A 16,674-nucleotide genomic window follows, 5' to 3' on the forward strand; every position below is an offset into this window, starting at 1 on the left:
ATTACGGCCCCGGAGGTTGCACCCGAGCGCAAAACTGCTTCACCGAGCCGAAGCCTTCCCTCGCACCAGCCCCAGCAGCACCACTCCGGCCAGCGTCACCACCAGCAACAGCACCGTGCTCGCCGACGCGAGAAACACCTGTCCCCGGTCAGTCAGGGTGAAAATGGTCGCCGGGAGCGTCCGCCAGTCCGGCGGGTACAGCATCATCGTCGCGCCCAATTCGCCCATCGACATCGCCAGCGCCAAACCGGCCGAAGCCGACATCGCGGGCAGCAGCACCGGCAACCGGACCCGCAGCAGCACTCGCACCGGACGCGCGCCGAGGCTCGCCGCGGCCTGCGCGAGCAGCGGATCAACGCGTTGCAGCGCGGCGGAAACCGTGCTGTACGCGAAGGGCAGCAGGATCATCAGGTGTCCGGCCAGCACGATCCAGCGCGTGCCGTTGAACGCCAGCGGCGGACGGCTGAACGCGATCAGCAACGCGAGGCCGAGCACCACCGACGGCACCGCGATCGGCAGGTGGAACAGCGAATCCGCGATCCGGCGCAGCCGCGGCGGCGCGTGGTCGACGGCCAGCGCGGCCCAGGTCCCGATCAGCACCGAGACCAGCGAAGTGATCACACCGGTCTGCACGCTCACCGACAGGCTCGCGAACGTCTCGCCGGACAGCGCCTCGGCGTAATGCGCCCCGGTGAGCCCGCTCGGCAGCATGCCGGTCCAGCTTCCGGCGAACGACGCCAGCACGATCATCACCAGCGGCGCGGCCACCACGGCAAGGAACACCACGCCGAACACCAGCCACACCAGCAATCGGCTACGCCGCGTCCACAGCAGCACGACGGCCTCCTCCCCCGACCACTCGCCGGTAAACCGCGTAGAGGGCCAGCGACAGCACCACATTGACCACCGCGACCACCGACGCGGACGGGAAGTCGAACGTGACGATCCCCTTGCCGTACACCAGCATCGGCAACGTCGAGACACCCTTGGCACCGAGGAACAGCACAATGCCGAACTCGTTCATCGTCAACAGCAGCACCAGGCACGCCCCGGACGCCAGCGACGGCAACGCTTCCGGCAGCACGACCCGCCACAACACGCGACCTGGCCGCGCGCCGAGACTCGCCGCCACGTCCAGTTGCCCCGACGGAACTTGGCTGAACGCGGCGAGCGCGGGCCGCATCACGAACGGCGTGTAGAAGGTGATCTCAGCGAGCAGCACGCCCCACGGCGAGTACAGAAACCCCGCGGTGCCAAAGACTCCCGCACCGCCGTAAAGGAACGTGAAGGCCAGTGCGATCAGGAACGACGGGAACGCCAGCACCGTGTCCACCAGCCGGGCCAGCACCGTCGCCCCGGGGAACGGGACGAACGCGACAACCAGCGCGAGAAATCCGCCGAGCAGCACGCAGCCGACGGTGGACCCCAAGGCCAGCAACACCGTCTGCCACACCGCGCGGCCGAATTCCGGCGACGACAGCACTTGTGCCCACACCGAAAGCCCGAAACTGCCGTCCTGCGCGGTGAACGACTGCAGGATCACCAGCACCAGCGGGTAGCCGAAGAAGCCGGCGACCACGATCGCGGGCGGGAGCAGCCAGCCGATCCGGTACCGGCGGGGCCGGGTACCACGGCGAATGGGGGCGACCGAGGCGGCGTCGAGGGCGAGGCCGGTCATCCGCTCACCCCCACCAGCGGGCATCCGTCCGGAATGGACACCCCGACCCGGTCGCCGACCGCGGGGAGCACCGGGCTGTCCGGCACCTCGGCGCGGATGTCGCAGACCTCGTCGGTGAGCCGCAGGTCGAGCCGGTATCCGGAGCCGCGCCACTGCACCCCGCGCACCAGCGCCGGGAAGGTGCCCGGTCCGGGTTCGCCGACCGAAATCCGGTGCGGCCGCACGCCGAGCGCCACCGGCCGCTCCGGCTGGAGAGTGCCGGACGGTTCGGCGGACAGTTCGCGCCCGGCCAGCCGGACCGTCGCGACCGTTCCGTCCGCGCGCACCAGTTCCACCGGGATCAGGTTCGCCGCACCGAGGAAACTCGCGGTGAACTCGGTGGCCGGGCGGCGGTAAAGCTGTTCGCACGGACCGAGTTCGACCAGCCGGGAGTCGCGCAGCACGGCGATCCGGTCGGCGAGCGCGAGCGCTTCGCCCTGGTCGTGGGTGACGTAGATCAGCGTCGTGTCCGGCAGTTCGGCCCGCAGCCGCAGCAGTTCCGCGACCATGTCCTCGCGCAGCGCGGCGTCCAATGCGGACAGTGGTTCGTCGAGCAACAGCACATTGGGCCGGATCGCGAGCGCTCTCGCCAACGCGACCCGCTGCTGCTGCCCGCCGGACAGCTCCCGGGGATACCGCCGCGCGTACTCGCTCATCCCGACCAGTTCGAGCACCTCGCCGACGCGCCGCGTCACGTCCGCCCGGCGCATCTTCCGCGCCTTCAGTCCAAACGCGACATTGTCGGCGACCCGCTGGTGCGGGAAGAGCGCGTAGCTCTGCACCACCACGCCGAGGCCACGGCGATGCGGCGGCAGGTCGGTGACGTCCTGGCCGTCGAGCAGCACCCGTCCGGCGCTCGGCCGGAGGAACCCGGCGAGCGCCTTGAGGGCGGTCGACTTGCCTGAGCCGGAGGGCCCCAGCAGGGCGAGCGTTTCGCCGCGCGCTACCGAAAGGTCCAGCGGGGCAAGCGCTTGCGTCGCTCCGAAGTGGACGGACACGCCGCGGAACTCGACTGCCGGAGTCACTGTCCGGTGGCCTTCCGGTACGCGGCGAGGTCGGCGTCGAGGCGGCCGAGGACGGCGTTCCAGTCCGGGTTCCACACGTCCACTCCGGACATCGCGGCGGTGATCTTCTCCGCCTTCGGTCCCTGCGGCTTGACGTCGGAGCGGGCCGGGATGCCGTACGCGTCGCTGGCCTTGGCCTGGGTTTCCGGCGAGAACAGGAAGTCGAGCAGCTTGCGGGCGTTGTCCGCGTGCGGCGCGTTGTTGACCAGACCGGCGAAGTACGGAAGCGCGAAGGTGGACCGCTTGCCCTGGGCATCGGCCGGGAAGAACACCGAGAACCCGCCGCTCTTGTCGATCTCCGCGAGGTTCATCTGCAGGTCCCCGTTGGCGACGAGCACCTCGCCCTTCGCGACCTTCGGCTGCAGCTTGCCGGTGGACGACGACGGACCGACGTTGTTGGCCTGCAACCGGCCGAGGTAGTCGAGCGCGCCCTGGTCGCCGAAGACGTGCTGGGCCTGCAGCAGCACCGCGGTGCCGTCGCCCGCCTCGCCCGGCGTCGAGTACTGGAGCTTGCCCTTGTACTTCGGGTCGAGCAGGTCGTTCCAGGTCTTCGGAGCCGGGTTCGCCTGCTGCGGGTTGTAGATGAAGCTGAGGTAGTTGTTCATCATCGCGTAGTAGCGGCCCTGCGGGTCCTTCTGCGCGGCCGGAACCTGATCGACGCCCTTCGGCGCGGACGTGGCGAGCAGGCCTTCCTTCGCCGCCTGCTGGACGAACGGAGGAAGCGTCACGAGGACGTCGGCCTGGGTGTTGGCCTTCTCCTTGCCCACGCGCGAAACGACTTCGGCGGAACCGGCGGTGACGGCCTGGACGGTGATCCCGGTCTGCTGTTTGAACTCGGCGAACCGGGCGTTGTACCAGTCCTCGAGCCCGTCCGCGGTGTAGACGGTGACGGTCTGGTCGCCGGACGCGCCGCCCGCCGTGCCGCCGCACGCGGACAACAGGGCGGCCAGGGCCGCGACGAGAGCAACGACGGTCGCTTTCCGAAGGTTCATGACTGGGGGGCTCCTTCACGATCGAGCACGGCGGGGAGAGCGGAGACGGAGTCGAGAACGTGGGTGGCGCCTGCGGCTTCCAGGTCGCCTCGGTTGCTGGCGCCGGTGAGCACTCCGGCGGCGATTCCGGCGCCGGCGGCGAGGCCGGTGCGGACATCAGTGGGGGTGTCGCCGACCACCGCGATGTTGCGGACGTCGGTGACCTGCAGTTTCAGCGCGACGGCGAGGATCAGGTCGGGATACGGACGGCCGCGCACGCCGTCGCCGGGAGCGAGCGCGAAGTCGGCGAGGTCCTGCCAGCCGAGCGCCTCCAGCAGCGCACGCTGTGTCGCGGGCGCGAATCCGGTGGTGAGAGCAACCCGGACGCCCTGGTCGCGCAGGCTTCGGATGGTCTCCTCCGCGCCAGGGATCGGCTTGCACTCCCCGGCCGCGACCAGCCGTCCGTACGAGCCCTCGAATTCGGTGTTCGCGCGCTGGGCGAGGTCCTCGTCGCCGAGCAGCGCGCGGAACACGGTGATCTTCGACTGGCCCATGGTTTCCCGGACGTAGTCGAGCATTCCGGCGTATCGTTCGTCCTCTTCGGACACTCCGGCGGCGGCGATCGCCGCGGTGAAAGCGCGTTCGACCAGTCCGTCGTCCGCGACGGTCGTGCCGGCCATGTCGAGCACGACGAGTTCGGTGGTCACCAGCCCAGCTCCTTTGCGGTGTCTTCGGCGATTGCGGGCGAGCAGGTCATTCCCCGGCCGCCAGGGCCGGTGACGAGGAAAGCGTTGCCGGACAACCGTTCCCGGTGCACCACCGCGGTCTGGTCGGTTGCCTGCGCGTACACGCCGGCCCAGCGACGGCGGATCTTCGGCAGCGGCCGGCCGAGCAACGCGCCCGCCACTTCGGCGAGGTGTTCGTACGGATCTTCGGTGACGTCGAAGGGGAACGGCTGCGCGTACTCGTGCGTGTCGCCGATGGTGAGCGAGCCGTCGCGACGCTGCACCATCAGCAGTTGCATCGCGTTCCGCGCGGCGATTTCGCCCTGCGGCTGGCCTTCGTTCATCGCGTCGAGGGCCGCGCCGCGGTAAGCCGGGTAGTACCGGAAGCTGTCGCCGTCCGCGACGCTGGTGGGCAACGGTTCACCGAGCGGTTCGGTCTGCGCCATCTGCAACCGGACCCGCCGCACCGGGATCTCGCCCGCGATCTCGCGGACCAGCCCGCCGAGCCACGCGCCGGTGCAGAAGACCACGACGTCGCCTTCGTGCCGCTCGCCGTGGTCGTCCACGACGCCGTGGTCGGTCAGGTTCCGCACCTCACGGCCCGGCAACCAGCGGTACCGCCCGCTCGCTTCGAGGGCTTCGCGGAGCGCGGGCTGCGCGGTCCGCGGCTCGACCGCTGCATCGCGCTCGCACCACAACGCTCCGGTGAAGTTGCCCCGCAGAGCGGGGTTCAGCGCTCGGGTCTCCTTCGCGTCAAGGAGCTTGAAGCCGCGCTCAGCCGCCCCCGGCCCGGCGACGACCTCCTGCGCGACGGCCAGTTCGGCCTCGGTGCGGACAACCGTCAGCGAGCCGTTGGACCGGAAGCCCAGCGCGGGCACGCGTTCTCCGATCCGCTCCCACAGCTCCCGGGCGCGCACCGCCGTCTCCAGCTCCGGACCGGCGGCGCGACCGCCGACCCAGACCAGTCCGAAGTTGCGGACGGACGCTCCGCGCGCCTCCGGCTCGCGTTCGAGCTGGAGGACTTCGTGGCCGCGTTCCACGGCCTGCCAGGCGTGCTGGGTGCCGAGCACGCCGCCGCCAACGATGAGGATTCGCACGGCCGCAACAGTCGCCGCCCGCGCTCAACGGAGGCTGTCGGCACGGGGAACGCCAGGTAAAGCAGCCTCGAATATTGGACCGGATGAGTTACCGTTCTGTTATGTTCGAGGCTCGGGCAGGCACGGGAAACGCGGCAGGAGTACGACAGGGGCGGGGATGTGCTGGTCAACCACCGCAGGAACGGGCCGGGCGTCGGGCCCGTTCCTGCGGTGGTTGACTGCTCGACTACTCGACGCGGCTCAGTCGCGTGACGAAACTCAGCCGGTCCCCGCGGTAAAGCGACCGGACGCGCTCGAACGGCTCGCCGTCTGGACCCCACGACACGCGGTGCATCAGCAGCATCGGCAGCGCCGGGTTCGTGCCGATGAGCAGCGCCTCGCGGGGGGTCGCGAGCACGGTTTCCACGCGTTCCTCGGCCCCGTCGAAGACCACGCCCAGTTCGTCGCGCAGGTGCGCGTACAGCGACTGCTCCGGGTCGAAATCCTCCAGCAACGTGGGGAATCTGTCGGCGCGGAGGAAGGTCGATTCGAGGCCGACGCGCTCGTCGTCGGCGAGCAGCACGCGTTCCAGATGGATCACCTCGGCGTCCGGTTCGATCCGCAGGTCGGCGGCCAATCCGGTGCCCGCGGCGCGGCGTTCGAGGGTGATCAGCGTGCGGCCGGGACGGATACCTTGGCGGCGCAGGCCTTCGGTGTAGCTGACAAGCGCGAGCGGCTGGACCAGCTTCGGCGGGGCGACGTACGTGCCGCTGCCCTGCCGTCGCGACAGGCGGCCTTCGAGAACCAGCTCGCCCACCGCCTGCCGGACCGTCGCGCGGGAGACTTCGAACCGTTCGCACAGTTCGCGTTCCGTGGGCAACGCGCTGCCTTCGCCCAATTCGGCGATGACGGCGAGCAGCTCGACCTTCACCGCGTAGTAGCGCGGCACGCGGCCGTGATCCGGGATGCCGTCGCGGACCGGTCCGTCGGCGGACAGGCGGGACAGCGGCGAAGACGTGGGCACGAGAACCGAGCCTATGCCAGACACGCGGCGCGCGGTTCGCCGTCTCGCGAACTGACCCTATGGGAGGACGTCGCAGTGCCTTTGGCCCGCAGTCTCGGCCTCGCCAAGTTTTATCGGACTCGGTTCGGTGATCGGCACCGCGTTCGCCCAGGCTGCAGGTGCCGCGGGTTCGGGCATCCGGTGGCACCTACCTGTACGGACGCGCTCACCTGGGTGAACTTTGGGGATACATAGCGGATTGGGACTTCGTCGCCGGGAAAACGGCGAGCTGCGCGGCTTTGGCGCTGGCCGTCGTTGCGTACGCCGCGCCCGGACTCGGCCAGCTTCCCCGTGGACCCCGTTTTCACGGCGACGGAGTGCTCGAAGCGGCCGGATTGCCGTTCTTCGCGTTCGCCGATTACGCGCGCGGCTGGCCACGCTCGGAGTAAATCCGCGACCGGCGCGGACGATTCCGCTCGCTTCGGGACTGACACTGGCCATGTACGCCGCGGCGGCGGTGGATTGGGGCCGTATGGGATCGGCGCGAGTCCCGACCCGCTCGCTTCGGCGGTGCCATGGCTAGGGGTAAGCGGCGCTGGCGTTCAGCTTGCCAGTCGCTTCGGTGATCAGCGGCTGCTTGGTACTCGGATTGGGTGCGGTGGCGCACTTGGTGCACCGTCGAGAGATCGCACGCTGACCTGACTCGTTTTTGTTCCCTGGCCGGGATTCCGGTTGGCCGAGCGTTGGTTTGCCGCATCTGGTGCGCGAAAGTCCCCCTCGCTCCGCCGCCGCGCGATTGTCTCGGTAACCGCCTATCCCCAGGTCGAGGCCACTTTCGCGGTCCTCTCCACTGTCGAAATCTGCCAGATCTGGTGAAGAATCCCGAAGATCCGAAGAAAGTTGGTTGTCCGCTTACTGTCGTTCTGGTGTAGTCGATTCATCACCGTACGACACCTCCCCGCCCCGGGAGCGGAAGCTCCACAGTGGACACCGGAAGGACAATCCCCTTGGCCGACAAGAGAAACTTCAGCATGCTCACGCGAGTCCTGGCCGTCGCGGCGGCGCTCGCGGCCGCCGCCGGGTTGGCGACGCCCGCCGTGGCGTCGACGCCTCCGTCGCCCGCGGAAACACAGATCGTCGGCGGGACTCGCGCCAGCCAGGGAGAATTCCCGTGGATGGTCCGGCTTTCGATGGGCTGCGGCGGCGCGCTGTACACCGACCAGATCGTGCTGACCGCCGCGCACTGCGTCGACCGCACCGGAGCGGACTCGTCGATCACCGCGACGCTCGGCGTCGTTGATCTGCAGAGCTCGAGCGCGAAGAAGGTGCGCTCGACCTACGTCTACCGCTCCCCGACGTACGACTCCACCGGCGGCGACTGGGCCCTGATCAAACTGGCGAGCCCGGTGAGCGGCGTCCCGACGCTGCCGATCGCGAAGAACGCCGACAACAACTCCGGCACGTTCACCATCGCCGGCTGGGGCGCGGCCAAGGAGGGCGGCGCGCAGCAGCGGTACCTGCTGAAGGCCGAGGTCCCGTTCGTGGACGACTCGACGTGCCAGTCCCAGGGCGGCGACTACGCCGACCTGAAGCCGGACGCGGAACTGTGCGCGGGCAAGGTCGACACCGGCGGCGTCGACACGTGCCAAGGCGACTCCGGCGGTCCAATGTTCCGCCGCGACGGAGCGGGCGACTGGGTCCAGGTCGGCATCACCAGCTGGGGCGACGGCTGCGCCCGGGCCCACGCACCCGGCGTGTACACCGAGGTGAGCACGTTCGCCTCCGACATCGCCGAGGCGGCGGGGAAGATCTGACCCTCTTCGCCGGGTCGGGTGCGGGACTCCACCGAGGTTCCGCGCCCGGCTTGAGCGGCGTTTTCCGGTTCGCCAGGTCGGGCGCAGGACTGCGACGGTTGCGTGCCCGGTTTGAGCCGCGTTTTCCGGTGCAGAAAGGATGCACGGCGGAGCACGGGCCCTCCGCAGCCATGGCCGTGACGCCAGATCGCTGGCAACCCGCCGGGAGTCGCCCTGGCGGACCGCTCCAGTGCACGGGAGTACGGCCAGCGCTCAGCGACACGGGATCCCGCGCGCTGGGAACCGCTGACCGGCAGCTAAGCCGAGGCACGCCGGGCGGGCTCGCTAGCACGCAGATCCCCTTGCTGACCATTCCGGCCTCTGGCGAGCGGGGCACGGCAAGCAGCACCGGGCTCTGCGCCGGGAAATCGCGGGGCAGGCGCGACGCAGGGCATTCCGCGCCGTCAGCGAACACGGCGCAGCGCGAAATCCCGTCGCCCCGCCCGCGGAACCTAGCCCGCCGGAAGCCCGACGTTCCGCTCCTCCAAAACCTCCCGCAACTCGGCGAGCACCGAGATGACCGTCGCGGCCCGGTCGTCCCCCACCACCGAGCCGAGCAGTTCCTCGAGCTGGTCCTGAAAGGTCTTCTCCATCGCGTCGGCCAGCTCCCGCCCGGCGGGGGTCAGCTCGACGAGCGACGACCGCCGGTCCTCGGGGTTCGGCGCCCGGCGCACCCATCCGCGTGCTTCGAGCCGGTCGACGCCCTTGCTGGTCGCCCCGATCCCGACGGCGAAGTTCACCGCGAGGTCCGCGACCCGCGACCGCGGATGCCGGCCCAGGTACCGCAGGAACTCGAACTGCGCCGCGCCGATCCCGTGTTCGGCCTTGAGGCCGTCGCTCAGCGCGTTGTAGATCCGGGTCTCGCAGCGCACCAGATGGTCGAAGAGCTGCTCGTTTGCCGAAGTACCTGCCATGGCATATATTCTAGCATTACATGCCATGGAAGATACTTCCGCAGAATTCTTAGGAGTGCAGATGAGCAGGGACCAGCGCCGCGCGATCGCCGAGAAGCTTCTGCAGGCGCCGGAGCAGCCCGAAGCGTCGTCGATCGACGAGATGCGGGCCGGGTTCGCCGCGTTGATGAGCCAGTACCCCGTCCCCGCCGAGCATCGCGAAACCCCGACGACGCTCGCCGGGCGACCAGCGGTTCTCGTCGAGCCGCCGAGAGACCAGCGGCCGGGCACGATCCTGTACTTCCACGGCGGATCGTTCTCGCTGGGATCACCGCACACCGCGATGGCGCTGACGGCGAACCTGGTCCTGCGCACCGGAATCCGCGCGCTCTCGCTGGACTACCGGCTCGCGCCCGAGCATCCGTTCCCGGCCGGGATCGAAGACTGCCTCGCCGCCTACCGCAGCCTGCTGGAGGACGCCGACCCGTCCTCGATCGTCTTCGCCGGCGACTCCGCGGGCGGCGGCCTGTCCGTCACCACCACCCTGGCCGCCCGCGACGCGGGACTGCCGATGCCCGCCGGGATCGTCGCGTTCTCGCCGGGACTGGACCACACCCGCACCGGGGCGTCCATGGAGACGAAGGCGGGCATCGACCCGTTCTTCACCAGGGAAAGCATGGGACGCACCGGCGAGCTGTACCTGGCGGGCGCGGATCCCGCCCAGCCGCTCCTCGCCCCGGCGGTCCACGCCGACCTGACCGGTTTCCCGCCGATCCTGCTGCAAGTCGGCGGCAACGAAGTCCTGCTGGACGATTCGGTACGGCTGGCGAAACGCGCACGCGACGCGGACGTCGACGTGATCCTCGACTTCACCGCCGACGTCCCGCACGTGTTCCAGACCTTCACCGACACCCTGGACGAAGCAGGGCAAGCCCTCGATCGGGCCGCCCTCTTCATCCAGCAGCGCCTCGCCTGAACCTCAGCGGATCTTGTCCAACCGGGAAACCGTCTCCTCGAACCCCTGGACCAGGTCCGCCATCACCTCGGCCACCGGGCGGACCCGGTCCATCCGGCCGACGATCTGGCCCACCGGCATCGACACCACCGACGGGTCGGCGGCGGCGTGGATCCGGTTGTGCGCGTGGGAAACCAGCAGGTTCTGCAACGGCATCGGCAACGGTTCCGGCGCGTCCGGCGCCGACCAGGCCTCCGTCCAGCGGGTCTTCAGCAGGCGGGCGGGCTTGCCCGTGTAGATCCGCGTCCGCACGGTGTCCGCGGAGGTCGCTGCCACCAGCGCGGTCTGCATCGCCTCCGATTCCGGCATCGTCTGGAGGTATTCCTCCGTCGCGAGCCAGTACGAGCCCATCCACGCGCCCGAGGCGCCCAAGGCCAGTGCGGCGGCGACTTGGCGGCCGGAGCCGATGCCTCCGGCCGCCAGGACCGGGGCGCGGTCGCCAACGGCGTCCACGATTTCCGGGACCAGCACCATCGTCGCGATCTCGCCGGTGTGGCCGCCTGCCTCATGCCCTTGCGCGACAACGAGATCCACCCCGTTGTCGACGTGCCGGGCGGCGTGCGATCCCTTTCCGGCGAGGGCCGCCACCGGGACGCCCGCGTCGTGGGCGCGGTTGATGACATCGACCGGGGGCGAGCCCAGTGCGTTGGCGATCAGGCTGATCCGGTGGTTCAGGGCAACGTCCACATGGGACCTCGCGACGGAGTGCAGCCAGCCCAGCACCCCGGCCCGTTCGTCGGTGTCGTCGGGCAGCGGCGGGACCGCGAGATCCTTCAGCACTTTGTCGACAAACGCTCGGTGTCCCGGCGGGATCAGCTCGTTCAGGTCGGTCTGGGTGCCTTCGGACGGGATCTTCGCCGGCATCACGATGTCGACGCCGTAAGGCTTTCCGTCGGTGTTTTCGTCCATCCAGGACAGCACCGCGTCGAGTTCGGCGGCGTCGTTGAACCGGACGCAGCCCAGCACGCCCATGCCGCCCGCGCGGCTGATCGCGGCCGCGACGTGTTCCGACGGGGTGAATCCGAAGATCGGCACCTCGATGCCGAACCGGTCGCACAACGATGTGCGCATGCGCCCTCCTAGGCGGGTTCGTGTTCGGCGGCGTACCGCTGAGCCCACGGATAATCCGGCTTTCCGCTCGGCGAACGACCGATTTCGTCGGCCAGCCACACCGTTCGCGGCACCTTGTATCCGGCGATCTCCGTGCGCACGTGCGCTTCCAAAGCAGCCAGATCCGGCCGCACGCCGGGGCGCGGCTGGACGACGGCGGCGACGCGCTGGCCGAGCCGCTCGTCCGGAATGCCGATGACCAAGGCGTCGAAAACGTCCGGATGCGATTTCAGCGCGCCCTCGACTTCTTCCGGGTAGACCTTTTCGCCGCCGGTGTTCACGCACTGCGATCCCCGGCCCAGCAACGTAACCGTGCCGTCTTCCTCGTAGCGCGCGTAGTCGCCGGGCACGACGTAGCGGACGCCGTCCACTTCGGTGAAGATCGTGCGGGTTTTCTCCGGGTCTCCGTAGTAGCCGAGCGGGACGTGGCCGCGACGGCCGATCAACCCGACCGCGCCGGGTTTCGGTTCGACCAGGTTGCCGTCGTCGTCCAGCAGGATGGCGTCCTTGCCGAAGTTCACCCGGGGACCCGCGGAATGGTCGGAATCCTTGCCCACCATGCCGATTCCGGTGAAACCGCTCTCCGACGAGCCGATCGCGTCGGTGATCACGACGTTCGGCAGCATCTCCAGGAATTCCTGTTTCACCGAATGCGAGAACAACGCCGCGTGGCTCGACACCGCGACCAGCGACGACGCGTCGTAATCGCCGGAGCGGTAAGCCTCCACCAGCGGCCGCGCCATCGCGTCGCCGACGATCGTCAGCACCTGCACCTTGTGTTCCTGCACCGCGCGCCAGACGTCGTGCGCGTCGAACTGCGGGACGAACACCACCGGACTGCCGGTGAACAGCGCGCCGAACGCGGCCCACTGCGCGGCCCCGTGGATCAGCGGCGCGGCCGGCAGGCGCACGAGCGAACCGGATTTGCCCTGTTCGCTGAGAGTCCATTCGTCCGGCACGTACTCGCCGGTGACGAAGTTGATCCCGCCGCCCAGCGCGCGCCAGATGTCCTCGTGCCGCCACAGCACGCCCTTGGGATAGCCGGTGGTGCCGCCGGTGTAGAGGATGTAGAGATCGTCGGCGCTGCGCTCGCCGAAGTCGCGTTCGTCCGACTCGCCCTCGAGCGCCGACTCGTACTCGACGCCCGTCTCGTACGGCGTGTCCGAGCCATCCTCGACGACTACAACGTGTTTCAGTTTTGGCGTTTCCGGCAGTACCGCCGCCACCCGGTCGGAGTAGCGCCGCTCGTGCACCAGGGCCACCAGGTCGGCATTGGTGAACAGATAGCGCAGCTCTCCGTGGACGTAGCGGTAGTTCACGTTCACCGCGATCGCGCGCAGTTTGTACGCGGCGAACATGGCTTCCAGTGCTTCGATGGAGTTCCGGGAATAGACACCGATGTGGGAGCCGGGTCCCACGCCGTGCGCGGCCAGGTGGTGCGCCAGCCGGTTCGCGCGCTTCTCCAGTTGCGCGAAGGTGACCTGGCGCTGTCCGCACACGACCGCGACGCGTTCCGGCACGGCGTCGACGGCGTGCTCGAGTAGATCCGCGATGTTGAGTGCCACGCACCCAAAGTAGAACATGTTATCGTTCTGGGCAATGACCCCGGCCAGCTGAGAAGGAGGCCCCGGTGGCCGAACCCCACGCACTCGTCAGCCTCGAAGGCCACACGCTCGTGGTGACGATGAACCGCCCGGAAGCCCGCAACGCCCTCACCGGCGAGATGCTTTCGATCATGGTCGAGGCCTGGGACCGGGTGGATTCCGACGACCAGGTGCGCAGCTGCGTCCTGACCGGAGCGGGCGGCGCGTTCTGCGCCGGCGCGGACCTGAAATCCATGTCCCGCAACGCTCCCGACAAGTCTTTTTCGAACGGCTCGTTCGACCCGAGCCGCATCGAGGGCCTGCTGAAGGGCCGCCGCCTCACCAAACCGCTCATCGCCGCCGTCGAAGGACCGGCCATCGCGGGCGGCACGGAAATCCTGCAGGGCACGGACATCCGGGTGGCCGCGGAGAGCGCGAAATTCGGCGTCTCCGAACCCCGCTGGGGCCTGTTCCCGATGGGCGGCTCGGCCGTGCGCCTGCCCAGGCAGATCCCGTACACCGTCGCCGCCGACCTCCTTCTCACCGGCCGCCACATCACCGCCGCGGAGGCACGCGACATCGGCCTGGTGGGCCACGTCGTCCCCGACGGTCAAGCACTGGCTCGCGCGCTGGAACTCGCCGAACTGATCAACGACAACGGCCCGCTCGCGATACGCGCGATCCTCAAGACCATCCGCGACACCGAGGGCATGCACGAGGAAGACGCCTTCAAACTGGACGCCAAATACGGCATCGAAGTCTTCGCCTCGGCAGACGCGAAAGAAGGCCCGAAAGCCTTCGCCGAAAAGCGAAAGCCGACTTTCCAAGGCCGCTGACGACCGTCCGTGAAGGGCTCCTTGAGGGAATCTAATTCCCTCAAGGAGCCCCTCACGGACTTAAACCGCACCAGCGCACCCAAACCAGCCAGGCACCCACACCACCCCCGCACCCCGATACGAAGCCAAAAACACGGGCGGCGGGTGCTTGTCAAGGCATCTTTCCCGCCTTGACAAGCACCCGCCGCCCGTAGTCACAATCAGGCTGAGGGGTGGTGGCCCCCCACCCTCACGACACGTACTGCTCCCGCAACTTCCGCTTGTAAAGCTTCCCATTCGGATCCCGAGGCAACTCCGCCAGATAATCCACCGACTTGGGCAGCTTGAACCGAGCCAGCCGAGTCTCCGCATACGCGAGCAGCTCGGCGGTCAATTCCGGAGACCCTTCAACCCCCTCCGCGGGCTGCACCACCGCCTTGATTTCCTCGCCCCAGTCCTCGTGCGGAATCCCGAACACCGCGACGTCCGCGACCTTCGGATGCATGACCAGCTCGCCCTCGATCTCCGCCGGATAGATGTTCACCCCGCCGGAAATGATCATGTCGGCCTTGCGGTCGTGCAGGAACAAATACCCGTCCTCGTCGAGATGCCCGACGTCGCCGAGGGTGAACAAATCCCCGACCCGGGCCTTCTCCGTCTTGGCCTTGTCCTTGTGGTATTCGAATTTCGAGTCGCCCATCTTCATGTACACGACACCGGTCTCGCCCGTCGGCACCTCGTTCCCGTCGTCGTCGAGAATCCGGATGGTCGACCCCGGCCACGGCAGCCCGACCGATCCCGGCTTGCGCAGCCAGTCCTCGCCGGAAATCACCGTCCCGCCGCCTTCGGTCGCCGCGTAGTACTCGGTGACCACCGGCCCCCACCACTCGAGCATCTGCCGTTTGACCTCGATCGGACACGGCGCCGCCCCGTGAATCATCACGCGCAGCGAACTGAGGTCGTACTTCGAGCGCACCTCGTCCGGCAAGGCCAGCAACCGGCGGAACTGCGTCGGCACCATGTGGCTGTGCGTCACCCGATGCCGTTCGATCAACCGCAGCATGTCCTCGGCGTCCCACCGGTCCATCAGCACCGCGGTGTGCCCCAGCTGCAGCGAAATGGCCACGAAATTGAGCACCGCCGTGTGATACAGCGGTGAACCGCACAAATGCACGTGATCGTCGAACGGCTGCAATCCGAACACCCCGAAGAACCACGTCGACGCGGCGGGCACCTGATCCGGATCCGCTCCGGTCAGCGGCCGCTTGACGCCCTTGGGCCGTCCCGTCGTGCCCGAGGTGTAGAGCATGGGCGACCCAGCGGTCCGGTTGTCCGGCCGCCCGTCTCCCAGCCCCGCGCCGAGTTCTTCGACGCGATGGAAGCCAGGCACGGAGCCGACCGCGAACCGCGCCGACGCGGGCACTCCGGCCTCGTCGGCCGCGGCGACCGCGACGTCGGCGAATCGCTCGTGCGCCAGAAACGCCTTCGCTCCGCTGTCGGAGAGGATGTACGCGACCTCCGGTCCGACGAGATGCCAGTTCACCACCACCACGTAGAGGCCGGTCTGGATCGCCGCGAAGTACGCCGCGACCAGGTCGTCGCCGTTCGGCAGCAGCAGCACCACCGCGTCGCCGACGCCGAGGCCGAGTTCGCGCAGCCCCGAGGCGTACCGGTTGGCTTTCGCTGTCAGTTCGCCGTAGGAGATTTCCCGCCCGTCCGGATCCACCAGCGCCACCCGGGCGGGCTCGGCCGCGGCGATGGTCCACAGTCCCAGGTCCATAGCTCCCAAATCTAGAACGCGTTCCACATAGACACAACAGGTTCCTTGCCTCGGATTCGAGAACGTGTTTCACTCGGAGCCGTGACGGTTTCGGATGCCCCTCTGTCGGCGCCGCTCAACGTCGGCTTCGACTACACCCGTTCGACCGGCCCGGTGCTAGGCCGGTTTGTCAACGCGCTGCGCGAACGCCGGATCGAAGGCGTGCGCGGCAGCGACGGACGCGTGCACGTGCCGCCGGTCGAGTACGACCCGGCCACCGCGGACCCGTTGACGGAGTTCGTCCCGGTCGCCGCGGAAGGCGTGGTCGTTTCCTGGTCCTGGTGCGCGGATCCGCTCGACGGCCAGCCGCTGTCGCGTCCGTTCGCCTGGGTGCTGGTGAGACTCGACGGCGCGGACACCAGCCTGCTGCACGCCCTCGACGCCGGTTCCCCGGACAATGTCCACATCGGACAGCGCGTGCGCGTGCGGTGGGCGGACGAAACGGTCGGCCACATCCGCGACATCGCGTACTTCCTGCCCGCGGACGCACCGGACACCACGCCCACCGAGGCTCCCCCGCCGGTGGCGGAACGCGAGGAAGGCGCGCCGGTCAGCGTCATCATCACGCCGGTGCACCTGAAATACCAGCATTCCGCGTCGCCGGAGGAAAGCCGGTACCTGCGCGGCCTCGCCGAAGGGCGGATGCTCGGCCAGCGCTGCCCGTCGTGCGGCAAGGTCTACATCCCGCCGCGCGGCGCGTGCCCGGTGGACGGCGTGCCGACCACCGACGAGGTGGAGTTGCCCGACACCGGCATCGTCACGACGTTCTGCATCGTCAACGTGCCGTTCCTCGGCCAGCGCATCAAACCGCCGTACGTCGCGGCGTACATCCTGCTCGACGGAGCCGACATCGCCTTCCTGCACCTCGTGCTCGGCTGCGCCGCCGAGGACGTCCGGATGGGCATGCGCGTGCGCGCCAACTGGCGGCCGCGCGAGGAGTGGTGGACGTCGCTGGAGAACATCAGCCACTTCGAGCCCACCGGCGAGCCGGACGCCGCGTACGAGACCTTCGCCCACCACCTGTGAGGAA

15 protein-coding genes are annotated in these 16,674 nt (G+C 68.9%); 4 read left to right on the top strand and 11 right to left on the bottom strand.

Annotated features, from left to right (window positions below):
* Positions 1-39: 39 nt before the first annotated feature.
* From H5411_RS03540 to H5411_RS03570, 7 genes are all read right to left on the bottom strand, one after another.
* Positions 40-837 (bottom strand): ABC transporter permease, encoded by a 798-nt coding sequence (locus H5411_RS03540; RefSeq protein ID WP_183122933.1) that lies wholly within the window; start codon positions 835-837, stop codon positions 40-42.
* A complete protein-coding gene (locus H5411_RS03545) occupies positions 815-1,678 on the bottom strand; it encodes a 2-aminoethylphosphonate ABC transporter permease subunit (protein ID WP_183122934.1) in 864 nt (287 codons plus the stop codon). The genes H5411_RS03540 and H5411_RS03545 overlap by 23 nt, the downstream gene beginning before the upstream one ends.
* A complete protein-coding gene (locus tag H5411_RS03550; RefSeq protein ID WP_183122935.1) occupies positions 1,675-2,742 on the bottom strand; it encodes an ABC transporter ATP-binding protein in 1,068 nt (355 codons plus the stop codon). Before H5411_RS03550 ends, H5411_RS03545 begins: the two co-directional genes overlap by 4 nt.
* Positions 2,739-3,773 (bottom strand): 2-aminoethylphosphonate ABC transporter substrate-binding protein, encoded by a 1,035-nt coding sequence (locus H5411_RS03555; RefSeq protein WP_183122936.1) that lies wholly within the window; start codon positions 3,771-3,773, stop codon positions 2,739-2,741. The genes H5411_RS03550 and H5411_RS03555 overlap by 4 nt, the downstream gene beginning before the upstream one ends.
* A complete protein-coding gene (locus tag H5411_RS03560) occupies positions 3,770-4,462 on the bottom strand; it encodes a phosphonatase-like hydrolase (protein WP_183122993.1) in 693 nt (230 codons plus the stop codon). The genes H5411_RS03555 and H5411_RS03560 overlap by 4 nt, the downstream gene beginning before the upstream one ends.
* Positions 4,456-5,574, bottom strand: a complete 1,119-nt coding sequence (locus H5411_RS03565; RefSeq protein WP_183122937.1) for a TIGR03364 family FAD-dependent oxidoreductase — start codon at positions 5,572-5,574, stop codon at positions 4,456-4,458. Before H5411_RS03565 ends, H5411_RS03560 begins: the two co-directional genes overlap by 7 nt.
* A 226-nt stretch (positions 5,575-5,800) precedes the next feature.
* On the bottom strand, positions 5,801-6,577 hold the full coding sequence (locus H5411_RS03570; RefSeq protein ID WP_183122938.1) for a GntR family transcriptional regulator: 777 nt from the start codon (positions 6,575-6,577) through the stop codon (positions 5,801-5,803).
* A 986-nt stretch (positions 6,578-7,563) separates the two neighbouring features.
* On the opposite strand from H5411_RS03570, the gene H5411_RS03575 reads away from it, so the two are divergent.
* The gene (locus H5411_RS03575) at positions 7,564-8,370 is read left to right on the top strand and encodes a S1 family peptidase (RefSeq protein WP_246368703.1); all 807 of its coding nucleotides are present in this window, start codon (positions 7,564-7,566) and stop codon (positions 8,368-8,370) included.
* Between the two features lie 491 nt (positions 8,371-8,861).
* Here the strand turns inward: H5411_RS03575 and H5411_RS03580 are convergent, their stop codons facing one another.
* Positions 8,862-9,323, bottom strand: coding sequence for a MarR family winged helix-turn-helix transcriptional regulator (locus tag H5411_RS03580; RefSeq protein WP_183122939.1), 462 nt, complete (start codon positions 9,321-9,323; stop codon positions 8,862-8,864).
* A gap of 61 nt (positions 9,324-9,384) precedes the next feature.
* Here H5411_RS03580 and H5411_RS03585 point away from each other — a divergent pair, with 61 nt between their 5' ends.
* Positions 9,385-10,278: an alpha/beta hydrolase gene (locus tag H5411_RS03585; protein WP_183122940.1), complete on the top strand. Its 894-nt coding sequence runs from the start codon at positions 9,385-9,387 to the stop codon at positions 10,276-10,278.
* A 3-nt stretch (positions 10,279-10,281) separates the two neighbouring features.
* Here the strand turns inward: H5411_RS03585 and H5411_RS03590 are convergent, their stop codons facing one another.
* On the bottom strand, positions 10,282-11,388 hold the full coding sequence (locus tag H5411_RS03590) for an NAD(P)H-dependent flavin oxidoreductase (RefSeq protein WP_101434722.1): 1,107 nt from the start codon (positions 11,386-11,388) through the stop codon (positions 10,282-10,284).
* A gap of 8 nt (positions 11,389-11,396) precedes the next feature.
* Complete coding sequence (locus tag H5411_RS03595; RefSeq protein WP_183122941.1) at positions 11,397-12,992, bottom strand: acyl-CoA synthetase; 1,596 nt, start codon at positions 12,990-12,992, stop codon at positions 11,397-11,399.
* 65 nt (positions 12,993-13,057) lie between these two features.
* Here H5411_RS03595 and H5411_RS03600 point away from each other — a divergent pair, with 65 nt between their 5' ends.
* Positions 13,058-13,846, top strand: a complete 789-nt coding sequence (locus tag H5411_RS03600; RefSeq protein ID WP_101434724.1) for a crotonase/enoyl-CoA hydratase family protein — start codon at positions 13,058-13,060, stop codon at positions 13,844-13,846.
* Positions 13,847-14,075: 229 nt separating this feature from the next.
* Here H5411_RS03600 and H5411_RS03605 read toward each other — a convergent pair whose 3' ends face one another.
* The gene (locus tag H5411_RS03605) at positions 14,076-15,605 is read right to left on the bottom strand and encodes an acyl-CoA synthetase (protein ID WP_183122942.1); all 1,530 of its coding nucleotides are present in this window, start codon (positions 15,603-15,605) and stop codon (positions 14,076-14,078) included.
* A gap of 81 nt (positions 15,606-15,686) precedes the next feature.
* On the opposite strand from H5411_RS03605, the gene H5411_RS03610 reads away from it, so the two are divergent.
* Entirely contained in the window at positions 15,687-16,670 is a 984-nt protein-coding gene (locus tag H5411_RS03610) for a Zn-ribbon domain-containing OB-fold protein (protein WP_101434726.1), read from the top strand.
* Positions 16,671-16,674: the final 4 nt, after the last annotated feature.

Source organism: Amycolatopsis echigonensis, from assembly GCF_014174495.1.
GTDB classification, from domain to species: domain Bacteria; phylum Actinomycetota; class Actinomycetes; order Mycobacteriales; family Pseudonocardiaceae; genus Amycolatopsis; species Amycolatopsis echigonensis.

Coding starts and splice junctions, on each gene's coding strand:
- H5411_RS03545 (WP_183122934.1), bottom strand. CDS start 1,678: ATGACCGGCCTCGCCCTCGACGCCGCCTCGGTCGCCCCCATTCGCCGT.
- H5411_RS03555 (WP_183122936.1), bottom strand. CDS start 3,773: ATGAACCTTCGGAAAGCGACCGTCGTTGCTCTCGTCGCGGCCCTGGCC.
- H5411_RS03580 (WP_183122939.1), bottom strand. CDS start 9,323: ATGGCAGGTACTTCGGCAAACGAGCAGCTCTTCGACCATCTGGTGCGC.
- H5411_RS03585 (WP_183122940.1), top strand. CDS start 9,385: ATGAGCAGGGACCAGCGCCGCGCGATCGCCGAGAAGCTTCTGCAGGCG.
- H5411_RS03590 (WP_101434722.1), bottom strand. CDS start 11,388: ATGCGCACATCGTTGTGCGACCGGTTCGGCATCGAGGTGCCGATCTTC.
- H5411_RS03605 (WP_183122942.1), bottom strand. CDS start 15,605: ATGGACCTGGGACTGTGGACCATCGCCGCGGCCGAGCCCGCCCGGGTG.